This window comes from Variovorax sp. GW823-FHT04B03, from assembly GCF_058796495.1.
Window position 1 is genome coordinate 232,631 of the sequence record NZ_JBXAIT010000001.1, and the last position, 16,699, is coordinate 249,329.

Genomic DNA, 16,699 nt, shown 5'->3' on the forward strand with positions numbered 1-16,699 from the left:
CAGCAAACCCCTTTCTCCTCGGGGCGTGGCGCGTGCGGGAGCGCAATTGCTGCGGTGCAAAAGAGGCGCGTCGCGCCGTGTCAAGATTTCATAGGTGTTTTCCCGGCCTGACCCGGTACTCCGGGCGGCACGGCACACTCGCAAGCCATGACGCAAAGCTCTCTTTCCCCTCCGGCCGCGGGTCCGCTGGCCGGCCTCAAGGTCGTCGAACTCGGGCAACTGATCGCCGGCCCCTTCGCGGCGCGCACGCTGGCCGACTTCGGCGCCGACGTGGTCAAGATCGAGCCGCCCGGCGCGGGCGACCCGTTGCGCACCTGGCGGCTGCTGAAGGACGGCACCTCCGTCTGGTGGCAGGTGCAGTCGCGCAACAAGCGCTCGCTGGCGCTGGACCTGCGCCAGCCCGAGGCGCAGGCCATCGTGCGCCAGCTCGCGGCCGAGGCCGACGTGCTGGTCGAGAACTTCCGTCCCGGCGCGATGGAAGGCTGGGGCCTGGGGCCCGACGCGCTGCTGGCCGCCAACCCCGCGCTCGTCATGCTGCGCATCAGCGGCTACGGCCAGACCGGCCCCTACCGCGACCGCCCCGGCTTCGGCGTGGTGGCCGAGGCCATGGGCGGGCTGCGCCACCTCACGGGCGAACCGGGCCGCGTGCCGGTGCGCGTGGGCGTGTCGATCGGCGACACGCTGGCCTCGTTGCATGGCGTGATCGGCGTGCTGATGGCCATGCAGCACCGCCACGCCACCGTGAGCGCTGAATTCCCGAAGGGCCGGGGCCAGGTGGTCGACGTCGCGCTGTACGAGGCGGTCTTCAACTGCATGGAAAGCCTGCTGCCCGAGTACGCCGAATTCGGCGCGGTGCGCGAGGCCGCCGGCAGTGCGCTGCCGGGCATTGCGCCCACCAACGCCTACCGCTGCGCGGACGGCGGCTACGCCATCGTCGCGGGCAACGGCGACAGCATCTTCAAGCGGCTCATGGCCTGCATCGGCCGGCCGGACCTCGCGGCCGACCCGGCGCTGGCCGGCAACACGGGGCGCGTGGCGCAGGTCGGGATGCTCGATGCCGCCATCGGCGACTGGGCCGCGCAGCGCACGGTGACCGAGGTGCTGGCCGCGCTCGATGCGGCGCACGTGCCCGCCGGGCGCATCTACACCATCGCCGACATCGCGGCCGACCCGCACTACGCCGCGCGCGGCATGCTGCAGCAGGTGAAGATGCCGGACGGCAGCGCGCTCGCGGTGCCCGGCTTCGTGCCCAAGCTGTCGCTCACGCCGGCCGGCCACCGGCGCAATGCGCCGGCGCTGGGGGCGGACACGCAGGCGGTGCTGGAGGAGATCGGGTTGAGCGCCGAGCAGATCGCCGCGCTGCAGGAACGCGGGATCGTCGGCTAGCCGGTGTGGCCGGTCAGGCGCGCAGGGATTCGATCAGGTCGATGTATTTTTGCTTCGCCTCGTCGGCGGTGGCGCCCTTCTGGGCGGTCCACGCGTCCCACTTGGCGCGCGCGACGATGTCGCTGAAGCTGGGCTTCTTGGCGGTGTTGTCGCCTTCGGTCGCCTGCTTGAACAGGGCGTAGATCTTCAGCAGCGTCGGGTTGTCGGGGCGCTCGGCCAGCAGCTTGGAGTTGGCCTGGGCGGCTTCGAATTGGGCGTTGAGGTCGGACATGGCAGTCGGGAAGAAGGTCGGAAACCGCGCATCTTAAATGGATTGGTACCAAGTGGTACCAATCGTGAGCATGCAGGCCCTTCAGTCCGTCAGGCCGGCCCGCGCCAGCTCCACATCCAACCGCTCCCGCGCATCCGCCGGCGTCAGCGCCGCCGCCTTCTCGTACAACCCGTTCGCCTCGCCGAGGCGCGACTCGCCGTGCAGCATCAGCAGCGCACGCGCGTACTCCATCATCCCGGCCGCCGACTGCGGGTGCAGCGCCAGTCCGCGCTCGAACAGTTCGATCGAGGTTTCGGCGCGCACGCCGTACGTCATGCGCCCGACCAGCGCGCCGACCTTGTCGATCACCTCGGCGTGGAAGGCGGCCAGTGCGAGGTGCGCGTCGCCGTGCTCCGGCTGCAGTTCGATCACGTGCTCCAGCGCGCCCTTGAGCTTGGTGCCCAGGCCCTGCGCCAGGGCGCGCGCCACGCTGATGCCCTGGCTGTAGCGGCCCAGCGCGTAGGCCTGCCAGTAGAGCGCCTGGCAGTTGTCGGGCTCGGCAGCGACCTGCGCGCCGGCGCGTTCGATCACCTGGCGGAACATGGCGAGCCGCACGGCCTCGCGCGGCTCCAGGTAGTTGGCGTAGATGGCGGTCGCCTGGTTGGCGAGCGCCAGGCCGTCGGGGCCGTGGCGCAAGCCGAGGGCGGCGGCGCGTTCGAACTCGCCGCTGTGGTACAGCGCCCAGCCTTCGGCCAGCGGCGCGTCGGGCGCGGGCGGCGGCAGTGCGTGGCCGGCGTGCAGGCGCTGCCAGTGGGCGAGCAGGCTGCGCGCGTCGTAGCGGGGCACGTCGGGGTAGGGAAGGGGCGTCCAGGGTTCGGTGCCGGCGGTGGCCGTGGCCGCGGCAGGGCCGGCGGACAGCAGCGAGAGCGGTTTGAAATCGGAGTGGGGCATGGATGTTCTAGGCCGCCATATCGACAGTCGGTGGCACGGGGCTGGGGTTGCTGGCGGCGCTTTCGCCGTTGTAGGCATTGCTCAGCGCCAGCAGGTGGCGGCGCTGGTCGCGTGCGAGGTAGGGCGCGAGCAGGTGCAGCGTGTGGTGGCCGCCGCGCATCAGCGCGCCCTGCGCGTGCGCGGGCTCCAGCGCCTGGCGCGGGTTGCGCACGTATTCGTAGCTGAGCCAGTAGGTCAGCACGACGACCATGCTCTGGGCCAGCGTGTCGACTTCGTGCGCGTCGATGTCCAAGTGGCCCGCGCGGCTCAGGCCGGCGATCAGCTGGCGGATGGCGCGCGCCTTGTTCTTGAGCACGAGCTGGAACTGGGTCTCCAGGTGCCGGTTCTTGCTCAGCAGGTCGTTCAGGTCGCGGTACAGGAAGCGGTAGCGCCAGATCAGCTCGAACAGGCTGTGCATGAAGAACCAGGCGTCCTCCACGTCGTGCACGCCTTCGCTGGCGTGCAGCAGCTCGTTGAGCTCGGCTTCGTAGCCTTCGTAGAGCTTGTTGATCAGCTCTTCCTTGGCGGGGTAGTGGTAGTAGAGATTGCCGGGGCTGATATTCAACTCGCCGGCCACCAGCGTGGTCGACACGTTCGGTTCCCCGAAGCGGTTGAACAAATCCAATGCAGCTTCGAGGATGCGTTGCGCAGTGCGGCGTGGCGCCTTCTTTGCCATGTCGGTGCCCCCGTGGTTTCTCTTGGTCTTGGGGGCACTCTAGCGCATGTGCGCTGCACCATGAACGGTGCGGGACATGTTTTGCGGCGCTGAATTTTTGTGCAGTGCCGCAATTACAGAACGATGTCAGCCGGCCTTGGTGCGGCGCAGGGTCTTCTTGGCGGCGGGGGCGGTGGCGGCCTTGCGCGCGGCGGACTTGCGGGGCGCCGTGGCGGCGGTCTTGGCATCGCGCTGCTTGAGCTGGGCCTCGAGTGCCTCGACGCGCGCCTGCAGCGCAGCCACGTCGGCGGCCGAGGGCACGCCGAGCTTTTCGAGCGCGCGTGCCACGCGGTCTTCGAAGATGTTCTCGAGCTTGCCCCACTGGCCGGCGGCCTTGGTGCCGAACTCGCTGGCGAAGCCGGCCATGCGCTGCTGGGCCTGGGCCAGGGTTTCCTCGGCGGCCTGCTGGGTCTTCTTCTGCATGCCGGCGCCGTCCTTGACCAGCGCCTCGAAGGCCTTGCTGCCTTCCTGCTGCATCTTGGCGAAGGCGCCGAGGCCGGCCAGCCAGATCTGCTGGGCCGAGTCCTTGATGCGGTCGGTCTTGTCGTTGCTGTCGTCGTCTCGGGAGGTGGCCATGCGATGTGTTCCTTGGGATGCAATCGCACGACTCTAGCCGCCCGGGCGCCCCGTGGTTAGGGCGCGCCGCCTATCCCCGCGCCCGGGATCAGGGCGTGCCGCCGGCGGCGCGGCTGGCGTCCAGGTGCGCCTTGGCGCGCTCGGCCAGCGCCATTTCGCCGGGCGTGCCGGGCACGAAGGCTTCCACCGGCAGCGGCCGGCCGTGCGAGTCGACCGAGACGAACACGATCAGGCATTCGGTGGTCTTTTCCATCACGCCGCCCTTCATGTCGCCGCTGCGCACCTCGACCGAGATGTTCATGCTGGTCTTGCCGGTGTAGGCCAGGCGGGCCTCGACCTCGACCAGGTCACCGATCATGATCGGCCGGTGAAAGCGGATGCTGCCGATGAAGGCGGTGACGCAGTAGCGCTTGGCCCAGCTGGTGGCGCAGGCGTAGCCGGCCTCGTCGATCCACTTCATGACCGTGCCGCCGTGGACCTTGCCGCCGAAGTTGACGGTGCTGGGTTCGGCCAGGAATCGGAGGGTGATGGAAGACATGGGGCGCCTTTTTTCTGTGGGCTGTGGGTGGGGAGCCGCGATTATGCGAGCGCCCGGGCGCCCCTTGGTGCCCTTTGGCGCCGTTCAGCTGCCGCTGAACAGCTGGGCCAGCGTGCGGCGCAGCCAGGCATTGCCCGGGTCGGCATGAAAGCGCTCGTGCCAGTGCTGCTTGACGGCGTAGGCCGGCAGCGTGAAGGGCGGCGCCAGCACCTTCACCGGCTCCTGCGTGGCCAGCACGTTGCCCAGGATGCGCGGCACCACCACGATCAGCTCGGTGTGGGCCACGATGCGCGCCACGCTCAAAAAGCTCGACAGCCGCACCACCACGTTGCGCTTGAGGCCCAGGCGCGCGATGGTGGTGTCGACGATGGCGTGCCCCGTGCCCGAGCTGGACACCACCGCGTGCGCCTCTTCCTCGAAGCGCTTGCGCGTGAGCTTGGCGCCGATGCGCGGGTGGTTCTGCGCCGCCAGGCAGACGAAGTTCTGCATGAACAGCACCTGCTGGTAGAAGCCCGCGTCCAGCTGCGGCATGAAGCCCACGGCCAGGTCGACGTCGCCGTCCTGCAACCGGCGGCCGCTGTGGGTGGAGATGATCTCGGTCTCGATGTGCACGCCCGGCGCCGCATGGCGCAGGTGGTCGAGCAGGCCGGGCAGCAGCACCACCTCGCTGATGTCGGTCATGCAGATGCGAAAGCGCCGCTGCGCGCGCGCCGGCTCGAAGCTGCTGCGGTTGCCCTGCGCCTGCGCCAGCTGCGCCAGCGCCCCGCGCAGGTTCGGGTAGATGCGCTCGGCGTGCGGCGTGGGCTGCATGCCCTGCGCGGTGCGGGTGAACAGGCGGTCGTCGAAGTGCGCGCGCAGCTTGTTCAGCGCCGTGCTGGCCGCCGCCTGCGCCATGCCCAGGCGCTCGGCCGCCTTGGTGACGTTGCCGGTCTTGTAGACCTCGTCGAACACGGCGAGCCATTCGAGATCGAGCTTGGACATGGGGTGAGGCGGGGCGGAGCCCTGAAGGCGAAAGGCACCATTATCGAAATTTCGAATTCCGTGTATTGGCACGCGGTCTTGAGGAAATAGTGGTGCGGGTCAACAATGCCGCCAACGGAGACACCGACCCCATGAACCCCGCTTCTTCCCATGCCGCCAGCGCACCGGCCAACGCCGCCGAGCGCCGCGACTACTACGCCCGCATCCGCCCGCTGAACCTCTCGCCGCTGTGGGAGTCGCTGCACGTGCTGGTGCCGCGCGAACCCGCGAGCCCGTGCGTGCCCGCGCTGTGGCGCTACGACGAGATCCGCCCGCTGCTCATGGAGTCGGCCGACCTCATCACCGCCGAAGAGGCCGTGCGCCGCGTGCTGGTGCTCGAGAACCCGGCGCTGCCCGGCAACGCGTCGATCACGCAGTCGATCTACGCCGGCCTGCAGCTCATCATGCCGGGCGAGGTGGCACCGTCGCACCGCCATGTGCAGTCGGCGCTGCGCTTCATCGTGGACGGCAAGGGCGCCTACACCACCGTGGGCGGCGAGCGCACGACGATGCACCCCGGCGACTTCATCATCACGCCTTCGTGGGCCTGGCACGACCACGGCAACGAAGGCATCGAAGGCGTGACCGAGCCGGTGGTCTGGCTCGACGGGCTCGACATTCCCATGCTGCGCTTCTTCGACGCCGGCTTCGCCGAGAACGACGACGCCAAGGTGCAGCACGTGGCGCGCCCCGAAGGCCACAGCCTGGCGCGCTTCGGCCACAACATGGTGCCGGTGCGGCACGACCACACCTCGGCCACCTCGCCGATCTTCAACTACCCCTACCTGCGCAGCCGCGAGGCGCTGGCCCAGTTGCAGAAGCAGGAAGCGCCCGATGCTTGGCTCGGCCACAAGCTGCGCTACATCAACCCGCTGACGGGCGGCTCGCCGATGCCGACCATCTCGACCCAGCTGCAGCTGCTGCCGAAGGGCTTCGCGGGCCAGGCGCACCGCGCCACCGACGGCACGGTCTACAGCGTGGTCGAAGGCCACGGTACGGCCGAAATCGCCGGCCAGCGTTTCGACTTCGGCCCGCGCGACACCTTCGTCGTGCCCTCGTGGGCGCCGTTGCGCCTGTCGTCGCCGAACGAAGACACCGTGCTCTTCAGCTTTTCCGACCGCCCCGTGCAGCAGGCCATGGGCATCCTGCGCGAAGCCTTTCTCGAAGACGCCTGAAAGCGCGGGACCGTCCTTTCTTCTTTCTTTTTCTTGTTTGTCTGATGTGCCGTCTCATGCGGCAGGAGCTTCCATGTCCTTCGTCTTCACGCCCCCTTCCATCGTCGGCCTGCCCATCGTCGGCTCCGACCAGCAGTTCCCCGTGCGCCGCGTCTACTGCGTCGGCCGCAACTACGCGGCGCATGCGCGCGAGATGGGCTTCGACCCCGACCGCGAACCGCCGTTCTTCTTCTGCAAGCCCAACGACGACGCCTCGGTCGTGCCCGTGGCCGAAGGCGCCACCGGTGCCGTGCCGTACCCGTCGCTCACGAGCAACTACCACTACGAAGCCGAACTGGTGGTCGCCATCGGCAAGGGCGGCAAGGACATCCCGGTCGACCAGGCCGCCAGCCACATCCACAGCTACGCCGTGGGCCTGGACATGACGCGCCGCGACCTGCAGATGAAGATGCGCGAAGCCGGCCGCCCCTGGGAGATCGGCAAGGCCTTCGACTTCTCGGCCCCCATCGCGCCGCTGCGCACGCTGGCCGACGTGGGCGAGATCAACGCCGGCGCCATCACGCTCGAGGTCGACGGCCAGGTGCGCCAGAACAGCGACATCACGCACCTGATCTGGTCGGTGAACGAAGTCATCGCCAACCTCTCGACGCTGTTCGCACTGCAGCCCGGCGACCTGATCTTCACGGGCACGCCCGAAGGCGTGGGCGCGGTGAAGCCGGGCCAGACGATCAAGGTCAGCATCGAGCGTCTGCCGTCCCTGACTGTTCGCATCGACTGAGCGCCCCGGCCCGCGCATGACCCTCTCGAAGCATCCTCCTTCCGTGCTGCTCGTCGGCGGTGGCATCGGCGGCATGGCCGCCGCGCTCGCGCTCGCACGCTTGGGCGTGGCCATCGACCTGCTCGAACAGAGCGCCGTCATCGGCGAGATCGGCGCCGGCCTGCAGCTCGGCCCCAACGCCTTCGCGGCGCTCGACGCGCTGGGCGTGGGCGAGGCCGTGCGCCGCAGCTCGGTGTTCACCGACCGGCTCGTGATGATGGACGCGGTCGACTGCAGCGAAGTGGCCTCGGTGCCCGTCGGCGAGGCCTTCCGCGCACGCTTCGGCAACCCGTATGCCGTGAGCCACCGGGCCGACCTGCACGGCGCGATCCATGAGGCCGTGAAGCAGCATCCGCTGATCCGCTTCCACACCTCGGCGCAGGTCGAGGCGATCGACACCGGCGCGCATGGCGTCACGGCCGTCACGCGCGACGGCCGCCGCTTCCAGGCTGACGCCATCGTCGGCTGCGACGGCGTGAAGTCGGTCGTGCGCGCCAAGCTCATCGGCGACGCGCCGCGCGTGTCGGGCCATGTGGTCTACCGCGCCGTCGTGCCCGCGGCCGACATGCCCGCCGACCTGCAATGGAACGCGCCCGTGGTCTGGGCCGGCCCGAACTGCCACCTCGTGCACTACCCGCTGCGTCACGGCGAGCAATACAACCTGGTCGTCACCTTCCACAGCCGCGATGCCGAAGAATGGGGCGTCACCGACGGCAGCAAAGAAGAGGTGCTGTCGTACTTCGAAGGCGTGCACGCGCGCCCGCGCCAGCTGCTCGACCGTCCGACCTCGTGGCGCCGCTGGAGCACCGCCGACCGCGACCCGGTCGAGCGCTGGAGCGACGGCCCGGCCACGCTGCTGGGCGACGCGGCGCATCCCATGATGCAGTACCTCGCGCAGGGCGCCTGCATGGCGCTCGAAGACGCCGTGACGCTCGGCGAGGCCGTGAAGGCCTGCGACTTCGACATGACCGCCGCCTTCCAGCGCTACGAACAGGCCCGCATCGCACGCTGCGCGCGCGTCGTGCTGTCGGTGCGCGAGATGGGGCGCCTGTACCACGCCCAGGGCGTGGAGCGCCTGGTGCGCAACAGCCTGTGGACCGGGCGCACGCCTGAACGCTTCTACGATGCGGTCGAATGGCTCTACGCCTGGCGACCCGAGCACTGCCTGGGCGAGGCGCCCGCGCCGCGCTGACACGGTTCTTTCACCCGATCCCTACCAACGAGGCCGAAGGCCCAGGAGACACCCCATGAACTTTCCGCGCGCATTGCTGACGACCGCCGTCCTGGCCCTGACCGCCGCCTCCGGCGCCTGGGCGCAGGGCAGCGACTACCCGAGCAAGCCGGTGACGCTGATCACCCCGTTCGCGGCCGGCAGCGGCCCCGACGCGGTGCTGCGCCTCGTGTCCGACAAGCTCTCGCGGCTGTGGAACCAGCGCGTGGTGGTCGACAACCGGCCCGGCGGCGGCGGCTTCATCGCCATCGACCAGGCGCGCCGCGCCGCGCCCGACGGCTACACGCTGCTGCAACTCGACAGCGAGCACATCGCCGCGCTGCCGCACCTGTACAAGTCGCGCAACTTCGTGACCTTGCAGCACTTCGACCCGGTCGCTTCGCTGTTCCGCACGCCCTTCTTCGTGGCCGTGGCCACCGAGTCGAAGTGGAAGACCATGGGCGACCTGATCGCCGCCGCCAAGGCCAACCCCGAGGGCATCGTCTACGGCTCGTGGGGCGTCGGCAGCCCGGGCCACCTGGGCGCGCAGCAGCTCGAGGCGCTCACGGGCATCCGCATGCGGCACGCGCCGTACCGTGAGGTGTCGCAGCTGTATTCCAACGTGGGCACCGGCGAGGTGCCATGGGCCTTCGCGAGCATCCCGTCGAGCCAGGGCATCTACAAGGCCGGCAAGCTGCGCTACATCGCCGTGGCCGCGCCCAAGCGCATCCCGCAGATGCCCGACGTGCCCACCATGGCCGAGGCCGGCGGTCCGACCTCGCTGGAGGTCAATTCCTTCGTGTCGCTGCTGGCGCCCAAGGGCGTGTCGGCGGCCGTGAAGGCCAAGATCAACGCCGACGTGGCCAAGGTCATCGCCGACCCCGACATCCGCGCCCGCTTCGACACCTTCGTCTTCGAGCCGCTGGCCTGGTCGCCCGAGGAGATCGAGCGCAACGCCGAGGCCAAGTCGAAGGTGTACGGCGAGCTGGTGCGCCGGGGCAACATCAGCCTCGACTGACGAGGGTGCGCCTTGCCCAGGGCTCGGCGCGCCAGTTAAGCTGGCTCTCTTTGCATTTTTGTTTACCTTTTAACTGTCTTTTTCCATGCAAGCCACCAAGAGAGCCCTCCTGATCGCCTGCGGCCTGGCCGCCACCGCGGCGCTGCCGCTGTCCGCCAGCGCCGACACCCCCGCGTGGCCGACCAAGCCGATCCGCCTGCTGGTGGGTTTCCCGGGCGGCTCCACGCCCGACATCGCGGCGCGCACCATCGCCGAGCCGCTGTCCCGCGCGCTGGGCCAGCCGGTCGTGGTGGACAACAAGGCCGGCGCCTCGGGCAACATCGCGGCCGACCAGGTGGCCAAGGCCACCGACGACCACACGCTGGGCATCGTCATCAACGGCAACCTCACGTCGTCGAAGATGCTGTACCCCAAGCTGCCGTACGACCCGGCGAAGGACTTCACGTACCTGTCGCTCATCGCCACCGCGCCGCTGGTGCTCGTGGCGCAGAACAGCCTGCCCTCGGGCACCGCCTTCTTCGACGCCGCGCGCCAGGCCGGCGACAAGTGGAACTACGGCTCGGTGGGCGTGGGCTCGGTCGGCCACCTGGGCATGGAACTGCTCAAGAGCCGCGTGAACGGCTTCAAGCCCGAGCACGTGCCCTACCAGGGCAACCCGCAGGTCGTCACCGGCATGCTCGGCGACCAGGTGCAGATGGGCCTGATCCCGCCGGGCGTGGCCATGCCGCAGATCCGCGCCGGCAAGCTCAAGGCCGTGGGCCTCACGGGCGGACGCAGCGCGCTGGTGCCCGAGATCGCCCCGCTGGCCGACGCCGGCGTGAAAGACTTCAGCCTCGAGGTGTGGGTGGCGCTGCTCGGCCCGGCCAGCCTGTCGAAGCCCGCGCAGGCACGCATCAGCCGCGAGATCGAGATCGTCATGAAAGACCCCGACGTGCGCCGCAAGCTCTTCGAGCAAGGCTGGCAGGCCGTGGGCACCTCGCCCGACGGCATGCGCACGCGCGTGAAGGAAGAGGCGGCGATCATGAGCAAGATCATTTCCACGCGCGGGATCAAACTGCAGTGATGACGGCGACGACGCAGCAAAACACCCTGACCGAACCGGCACGCGCGTTGCCGGTGTTCGGCGACTTCGACGTGGTCGTGGTCGGCGGTGGCCCCGCCGGCATTGCTGCCGCCGTGAGCGCCGCGCGCCACGGCGCGCGCACGCTGCTGGTGGAGCGCTACGGTTTTCTCGGTGGCATGGGCACCGCGGGCGGCGTGACCAACTTCGCGGGCCTGTACGGCAAGCGCCGCGGCGAGATGACGCAGCTGGTGCGCGGCGTGGTCGACGACCTCATCGACCGCATCGCCGGCTTCAACGGCATGAACGCGCCGCAGAACGGCATGGGCGGGCGCATCTGCGTGCGCTCGTACGACACCTCGGCCTACAAGCTGGCCGCCGACCAGCTGCTCGAGGCGGCCGGCGTGCAGATGCTGTTCCACGCGTATGCCGCGGCGGTGCTGCACGACGGCGCGCGCATCGCCGCGCTGGTGGTCGAAACGAAATCGGGCCGCCAGGCGATCCGCGCCAACGCCTTCATCGACGCCAGCGGCGACGCCGACGTGGCGGCCTTCGCGGGCGTGCCCTTCGAAGTGGGCGACGGCCACGGCAGCGGGCTGTTCCCGACCACCATGTTCCGCATCGGCCAGGTCGACGCGCCGGCCGCGCTGGAAGCGGTGGGCGAGTTCTCGGCCATCAACGGCTTCATGGCGCGCGCCGAGCAGCAGCACCCGGGCAAGTACAGCTTTCCGCGCGAAGGCGCGATCCTGCGGCCCAACAAGGACCCGCGCGAGTGGCGCGCCAACGTCACGCAGATCCGCAACGCCGAAGGCCGCGCGATGAACGGCGTCGATGCGCGCGAGCTCAGCGACGGCGAGCTCGAGGGCCGGCGCCAGATCGCGGCGTACTTCAAGTTCCTGCAGGCCGAGGTGCCGGGCTTCGCGCCGTCGGCCATCGTGGAGATCGCGCCGCAGGTCGGCATCCGCGAGACGCGGCGCATCCAGGGCCTGTACGCGCTGGGCCGCGAAGACATCCTCGGCTCGGCCACCTTCGAGGACACCATCGGCCTGAACGCCTGGCCGATGGAAATGCACGCCGACGGCCGCATCGAGTGGGCCTTCCCGCGCGACGAAGCCAACGCCTACAACCACCTGCCGTGGCGCATGCTGGTGCCGCAGACGCTCGACAACCTGCTGGTGGCCGGGCGCTGCGCCTCGATGACGCACGAAGGCCAGTCGGCCGCGCGCGCCAGCGGCGGCTGCTTCGTCATGGGGCAGGCGGCGGGCACCGCGGCGGCCTCGCTGGGCAGCGGGCGCTTCGCGGCGATCGACGTGGCGGCGCTGCAGAAAAAGCTGGCGGCCGACGGCGTCGACCTGGACCATTGAGAAGGTGTGAACGAATCCGCCATGCCCGCTCATCCCGCCCAGACACGCCCCCTCTGCGTTGCAAATGCTCGCCATAGCCCGGCTATGGCTGCGCTTTGCGCCTTGAGGGGGCGCGCCTGGGCAGGCTGCTCGGCCACGCCGGATTCATTCACACCTTCTGAGCGCGGCGCGGCGCTAGAGTCCGGGGCTGGATGAACTCGAACCCCGGACACACCGTGCCTCTTTCTTCTTCGCTGTCGACCCCCGCGCGTCGGCTCTTCCTGGCGCTGGCCTGCGCCGCCTTCGGCCTGCTGCAGGTGGGCTGCGCCAGCACCCCCGAGGGCGACCCCGTCCACGGCAAGGACCGCGTGCTGAGCTTCGTCGCGGCCAAGGACGGCCGCAAGGTCGCCATCGCCGGCGAGAACTACCACTACGTGTTCGACGGCGACCCGTCCGTGGCCGCGCTGCTGCGCTGGGACGGCCGCACCAAGGTCACGCCCGCGCTCATCGGCGAACTGAAGGTGGCGCGCAACCAGAGCTTCGAAGGCCAGTACGTGCTGATGGCCTTCGACGCCGATCTGACCCCTGAAGACCGCAACTTCCTCGTCCAGACCGGCTTCGCGAAGGCCGAGGTGAAGTACGGCGACCGCACCGGGCCGGTGCTGCGCTACTTCGGCACGGTCTATGGCAAGCGCTACGCGGCGGTGGCGCTGAAGTCGGCCGACACGGTCGATTTCTCACGGCGCCAGTACCTGAAGTACGTCGAGCAGGAAACGCTCAGCGGCCCGTTCGCCCAGGCCGCGCGTTCGCCGCTGGCGTACGGCGCCGACGGCGCGATGCTGCTGGGCGGCGTGCCGGTGCGCATGGTGGACGGCGGCACCGACCACGGCTGCAGCCTGCGCCTGATGCTGGACATCTGCTTCTTCAAGTAGGCCCGCCCGGGAGGCGCTGACCGGGCCGCGACAGCGCGCGGGCCCGGCCTTTGCTATCGTCGTGGATTGCTTTTCTGCGCCGAATCCCTTCCCCCGATGACCCCCGAACCCGTCCTTGCCGCCCGCCTCGTTGCCGACCTCGTCGCCCTCATGCAGCTCGAACCCCTGGGCGGCGACCGCTTCCTGGCCCAGAGCGAGGACATCGGCACGCCCGCCGTCTTCGGCGGCCAGGTGCTCGGCCAGTCGCTCATGGCCGCCAGCCTCACGGTGGGCGCGGAGCGCCCGGTGCATTCGATGCACGCCTACTTCCTGCTGCCCGGCGAGCACGCGCCCATCGAGTACAGCGTCGACCGTGTGCGCGACGGCCGCAGCTTCACCACGCGCCACGTGGTGGCGCGCCAGCAGGACCGCATCATTTTCGAGATGTCGGCCTCGTTCCAGACCGTGGACGAGGGCGTCGAGCACCAGTTCCCCATGCCCGCCGTCGAAGGCCCCGACGGCCTGACCAGCGAACTCGACCAGCGCATCGCGCTCGGCGACCGCCTGCCCGAACCCTGGCGCTCCAAGGCCATCCAGCCGCACGGCATCGAGTACCGGCGCGTCGACCCCGAAGACCTGCTGCGGCCCGAGGTGCGCCCGACCGAGAACCAGAGCGCCATCTGGATGCGCGCCATCGCGCCGCTGCCCGACGACCTGACGGTGCACCGCGCGCTGCTGGCCTACGCCTCCGACCACGGCCTGCTGCGCGCCGCGATGCTGCCGCACGGCCTGAGCTTCATGAGCGGCCAGGTGCGCCCCGCCAGCCTGGACCACGCGATGTGGTTCCACCGCGATTTCCGTTTCGACGACTGGCTGCTCTACGTGGTCGATTCGCCCAGCGCGGGCGGCGCGCGCGGCCTGTGCCGCGGCAGCCTCTACACGCGCGACGGCCGCCTCGTGGCCTCGGCGGCGCAAGAGGGCATGCTGCGCATCCGCAAGCCGGGATCGCCGCGCACGCCGATCACGGGCTGAACGGCCTGCCTCCTTTTTCAACACCTACTCGATCACTCCGGCCATGAAGATCTTCTTCTCTCCCGCGTCTCCCTTCGTGCGCAAATGCATGGTCGTGGCCCACGAGCTGGGCGTGGCCGACCGCATCGAGAAGCTGCCCAGCGCGGCCGGCCCGGTGAAGCGCGACGCCCGAATCCTGCCGACCAACCCGCTGGGCCAGGTGCCGACCTTTCTCACCGACGACGGCCAGGCGCTGTTCGACAGCCGCGTGATCTGCGAGTACCTCGACACCGCGTACGCCGGCGGTCTGTTCCCGGCCTCCGGGCCCGCGCGCTGGGCGCGCCTGACCGAGCTGTCATTGGCCGACGGCATGACCGGCGCCGCGCTGCTCGCGCGCTACGAGACCATGCTGCGCCCCGAGGCGCTGCGCTGGAGCGACTGGACCGACGGCCAGCTCGACAAGGTGCGCACCGGCCTCGAATGGCTCGAGGCGGCGGCGCCGTCGTTCGGCGATCGCGTCGACATCGGCACCATCGCCTTCGGCTGCGCGCTGGGCTACATGGACTTCCGCTTTCCTTCGGTGGACTGGCGCGCCCAGGCGCCGAACAGCGCGAAGTGGTTCGCGGCGTTCAACCACCGGCCGTCGATGCAGGCCACGTTGCCGACGGCCTGAACGATGACGTTCGACGATCTCTCGCGCCGCACCGGCATCGAAATTCCCCCGCTGCTGCAACAGCTCCTCGCCAGCGGGCCGCCCGATCTGGTCGGCTTCCCCGACTTCGAGTGGCTGGACGCCGAGCAGGCGGCCAACGACCTCGATGAGTGGCTCGACGCCAAGTGGCAGGACGGCCGCCGCTTCCTGCCCTTTGCGCAATCGGGCGCGGGCGACGCCTACTGCCTCGTGCCGCTGGATGGCGGCGCCGTGGGCGTGGCCTTCGTGTGGCACGACGACGAGGAAAGCAGCGTCGGCCATGGCTCGTTCGCCGATTTCGTCTGCGCGAAATTCCTGGAAGCCTTTGTCGACCTGAGCTACCTCGGCGACTGGGACCTGTCCGAGCCCGAGATGGCCGAGCGCATCGCGGCCGACGTGGCCACCGTCACGGCTTTCATGGACGACACGGAAACCGCCGCCTACCTGCAGGCGCTGAGCCGGCAGCCGCTGGTGTCGCGGCCCTTCAAGACGGGCCCGCGCGCCAGGCCCGAGCAGGTGCCCTCGCTGATGCCGCAGGCCGAGTTCGAGGAAGACCTGAAGCGCTTCACCCTGCAGGACAGCGCGCCTTTCCCCGTGAAAGCGCGCTGGGACATCGAGGGGTAGGCTACGGGGTTTCATCCGAAGGAGGAACCCACCATGTCAGATCAGAAAGTAGCCATCGTCACCGCCGGCGGCAGCGGCATGGGCGCCGCCGCGGCGCGCAAGCTCGCGGACGACGGCTTTCGCGTCGCCATCCTGTCCTCGTCGGGCAAGGGCGAGGCGCTGGCGCAGGAACTCGGCGGCCTCGGCGTCACCGGCTCCAACCAGTCGAACGACGACATCCAGCGCCTCGTGGACAAGGTCATCGCCGAATGGGGCCGCATCGACGTGCTCGTGAACAGCGCCGGCCACGGCCCGCGCGCGCCGATCCTGGAGATCAGCGACGACGACTGGCACCGCGGCATGGACGTCTACTTCCTGAGCGCCGTGCGCCCCGCGCGCCTCGTGGCGCCGCACATGGTGAAGCAGGGCGGCGGCGCGATCATCAACATCTCGACCTTCGCCGCCTTCGAGCCCGACCCGGTGTTCCCGACCTCGGGCGTGTTCCGCGCCGGCCTCGCGGCCTTCACCAAGCTCTTCGCCGACCAGTACGCCAAGCACAACGTGCGCATGAACAACGTGCTGCCCGGCTTCATCGACAGCCTGCCCGAGAAAGAAGTGTTCCGCGAGCGCATCCCGATGGGCCGCTACGGCCGCAGCGCCGAGATCGCCGCCACCATCGGCTTCCTGGCCTCCGAGGGCGCGGGCTACATCACGGGGCAGAACCTGCGCGTCGACGGCGGCATCACGCGCTCGGTCTGACCCCGGCAAAGGCGCCCATGACCGTCCCCACCCCGGTGCACGAGCACATGGACCGCACCCTTGCGTCCTACGAAGCGTCCGCGCGCGACTACAACGCGATCGTGGCGGGCCATCGGCCGCCCGAGATCGAGGACGCGGTGCGCCGCATGATGCAGCGCGTGCCCGCCGGCGGCACCGTGCTCGAGATCGGTTCCGGGTCGGGGCAGGACGCCGACTTCGTCGAATCCCTGGGCGGCGTCGTGAGGCGCACCGATGCGGTCCAGGCGTTTCTCGACCTGCAGGCCGAACGCGGCAAGAAGGGCGAGCTGCTCAACGTCGTCACGGACGCGCTGGGCGGGCCCTACGACGCGGTCCTGGCGATGTGCGTGCTGATCCATGTCGATCGCGCGCAGATCGCGCCGGTGCTGCGCAACGTGTTCGACGCGCTCGCGCCCGGCGGGGTTTTTCTCGCGGCCATGCGCATCGGCGAAGGCGAGACCCTCGGCGACTACCAGACCGTGTACTGGGCGAAAGACGCGTTCGCCGACGCGCTGGCGGCGGCGGGCCTTGACCTGCAATGGGACAGCCAGTGGATCGGCCGCGACGACGTGACGTGGGCTAACTTCCTGGCGTGCCGTCCGCGCTAG

Annotated in this window: 19 protein-coding genes; 13 read left to right on the forward strand and 6 right to left on the reverse strand. The window is 69.8% G+C overall.

The genetic code is table 11. The features are described from left to right. Positions 1-147: 147 nt before the first annotated feature. Positions 148-1,386, forward strand: a complete 1,239-nt coding sequence (locus AC1RAD_RS01035) for a CaiB/BaiF CoA transferase family protein (protein WP_492733443.1) — start codon at positions 148-150, stop codon at positions 1,384-1,386. 13 nt (positions 1,387-1,399) lie between these two features. Here the strand turns inward: AC1RAD_RS01035 and AC1RAD_RS01040 are convergent, their stop codons facing one another. The 6 genes from AC1RAD_RS01040 to AC1RAD_RS01065 all read right to left on the reverse strand — a co-directional run bounded on the left by AC1RAD_RS01040 (position 1,400) and on the right by AC1RAD_RS01065 (position 5,436). Further along, on the reverse strand, positions 1,400-1,657 hold the full coding sequence (locus AC1RAD_RS01040; protein ID WP_070063442.1) for an acyl-CoA-binding protein: 258 nt from the start codon (positions 1,655-1,657) through the stop codon (positions 1,400-1,402). Between the two features lie 81 nt (positions 1,658-1,738). Continuing rightward, positions 1,739-2,587: a tetratricopeptide repeat protein gene (locus AC1RAD_RS01045; RefSeq protein WP_172438466.1), complete on the reverse strand. Its 849-nt coding sequence runs from the start codon at positions 2,585-2,587 to the stop codon at positions 1,739-1,741. A gap of 7 nt (positions 2,588-2,594) precedes the next feature. Next, positions 2,595-3,302: a TetR/AcrR family transcriptional regulator gene (locus AC1RAD_RS01050; RefSeq protein WP_070063441.1), complete on the reverse strand. Its 708-nt coding sequence runs from the start codon at positions 3,300-3,302 to the stop codon at positions 2,595-2,597. A 126-nt stretch (positions 3,303-3,428) separates the two neighbouring features. Further along, positions 3,429-3,917 (reverse strand): phasin family protein, encoded by a 489-nt coding sequence (locus tag AC1RAD_RS01055; RefSeq protein ID WP_095950710.1) that lies wholly within the window; start codon positions 3,915-3,917, stop codon positions 3,429-3,431. A gap of 88 nt (positions 3,918-4,005) precedes the next feature. Continuing rightward, a complete protein-coding gene (locus tag AC1RAD_RS01060; protein WP_062476095.1) occupies positions 4,006-4,455 on the reverse strand; it encodes an acyl-CoA thioesterase in 450 nt (149 codons plus the stop codon). Positions 4,456-4,539: 84 nt separating this feature from the next. After that, a complete protein-coding gene (locus AC1RAD_RS01065; RefSeq protein WP_492733445.1) occupies positions 4,540-5,436 on the reverse strand; it encodes a LysR family transcriptional regulator in 897 nt (298 codons plus the stop codon). Between the two features lie 131 nt (positions 5,437-5,567). On the opposite strand from AC1RAD_RS01065, the gene gtdA reads away from it, so the two are divergent. From gtdA to AC1RAD_RS01125, 12 genes are all read left to right on the forward strand, one after another. Further along, entirely contained in the window at positions 5,568-6,650 is a 1,083-nt protein-coding gene (gtdA, locus tag AC1RAD_RS01070) for a gentisate 1,2-dioxygenase (RefSeq protein WP_369645014.1), read from the forward strand. Between the two features lie 73 nt (positions 6,651-6,723). Then, positions 6,724-7,428: a fumarylacetoacetate hydrolase family protein gene (locus AC1RAD_RS01075; RefSeq protein WP_159273551.1), complete on the forward strand. Its 705-nt coding sequence runs from the start codon at positions 6,724-6,726 to the stop codon at positions 7,426-7,428. A 16-nt stretch (positions 7,429-7,444) separates the two neighbouring features. After that, positions 7,445-8,659, forward strand: coding sequence for a 3-hydroxybenzoate 6-monooxygenase (locus AC1RAD_RS01080; protein ID WP_492733447.1), 1,215 nt, complete (start codon positions 7,445-7,447; stop codon positions 8,657-8,659). Positions 8,660-8,714: 55 nt separating this feature from the next. Further along, positions 8,715-9,695: a Bug family tripartite tricarboxylate transporter substrate binding protein gene (locus tag AC1RAD_RS01085; RefSeq protein ID WP_492733449.1), complete on the forward strand. Its 981-nt coding sequence runs from the start codon at positions 8,715-8,717 to the stop codon at positions 9,693-9,695. Between the two features lie 85 nt (positions 9,696-9,780). After that, the gene (locus tag AC1RAD_RS01090; RefSeq protein ID WP_062476081.1) at positions 9,781-10,758 is read left to right on the forward strand and encodes a Bug family tripartite tricarboxylate transporter substrate binding protein; all 978 of its coding nucleotides are present in this window, start codon (positions 9,781-9,783) and stop codon (positions 10,756-10,758) included. After that, positions 10,758-12,119, forward strand: coding sequence for an FAD-dependent oxidoreductase (locus AC1RAD_RS01095; protein WP_492733451.1), 1,362 nt, complete (start codon positions 10,758-10,760; stop codon positions 12,117-12,119). Before AC1RAD_RS01090 ends, AC1RAD_RS01095 begins: the two co-directional genes overlap by 1 nt. Before the next feature lie 215 nt (positions 12,120-12,334). Continuing rightward, positions 12,335-13,030, forward strand: coding sequence for a hypothetical protein (locus AC1RAD_RS01100; RefSeq protein WP_492733453.1), 696 nt, complete (start codon positions 12,335-12,337; stop codon positions 13,028-13,030). A 96-nt stretch (positions 13,031-13,126) separates the two neighbouring features. Then, positions 13,127-14,041 carry an acyl-CoA thioesterase gene (locus tag AC1RAD_RS01105; RefSeq protein ID WP_307636132.1) on the forward strand — a complete coding sequence of 305 codons (915 nt, stop codon included), beginning with the start codon at positions 13,127-13,129 and terminating at the stop codon, positions 14,039-14,041. Between the two features lie 43 nt (positions 14,042-14,084). Then, positions 14,085-14,693, forward strand: a complete 609-nt coding sequence (locus tag AC1RAD_RS01110; RefSeq protein ID WP_492733455.1) for a glutathione S-transferase — start codon at positions 14,085-14,087, stop codon at positions 14,691-14,693. A gap of 3 nt (positions 14,694-14,696) precedes the next feature. Continuing rightward, a complete protein-coding gene (locus AC1RAD_RS01115) occupies positions 14,697-15,335 on the forward strand; it encodes an SMI1/KNR4 family protein (RefSeq protein ID WP_492733457.1) in 639 nt (212 codons plus the stop codon). Positions 15,336-15,368: 33 nt separating this feature from the next. Further along, on the forward strand, positions 15,369-16,073 hold the full coding sequence (locus AC1RAD_RS01120; RefSeq protein WP_070063433.1) for an SDR family oxidoreductase: 705 nt from the start codon (positions 15,369-15,371) through the stop codon (positions 16,071-16,073). 17 nt (positions 16,074-16,090) lie between these two features. Continuing rightward, positions 16,091-16,699, forward strand: coding sequence for a class I SAM-dependent methyltransferase (locus tag AC1RAD_RS01125; RefSeq protein ID WP_492733459.1), 609 nt, complete (start codon positions 16,091-16,093; stop codon positions 16,697-16,699).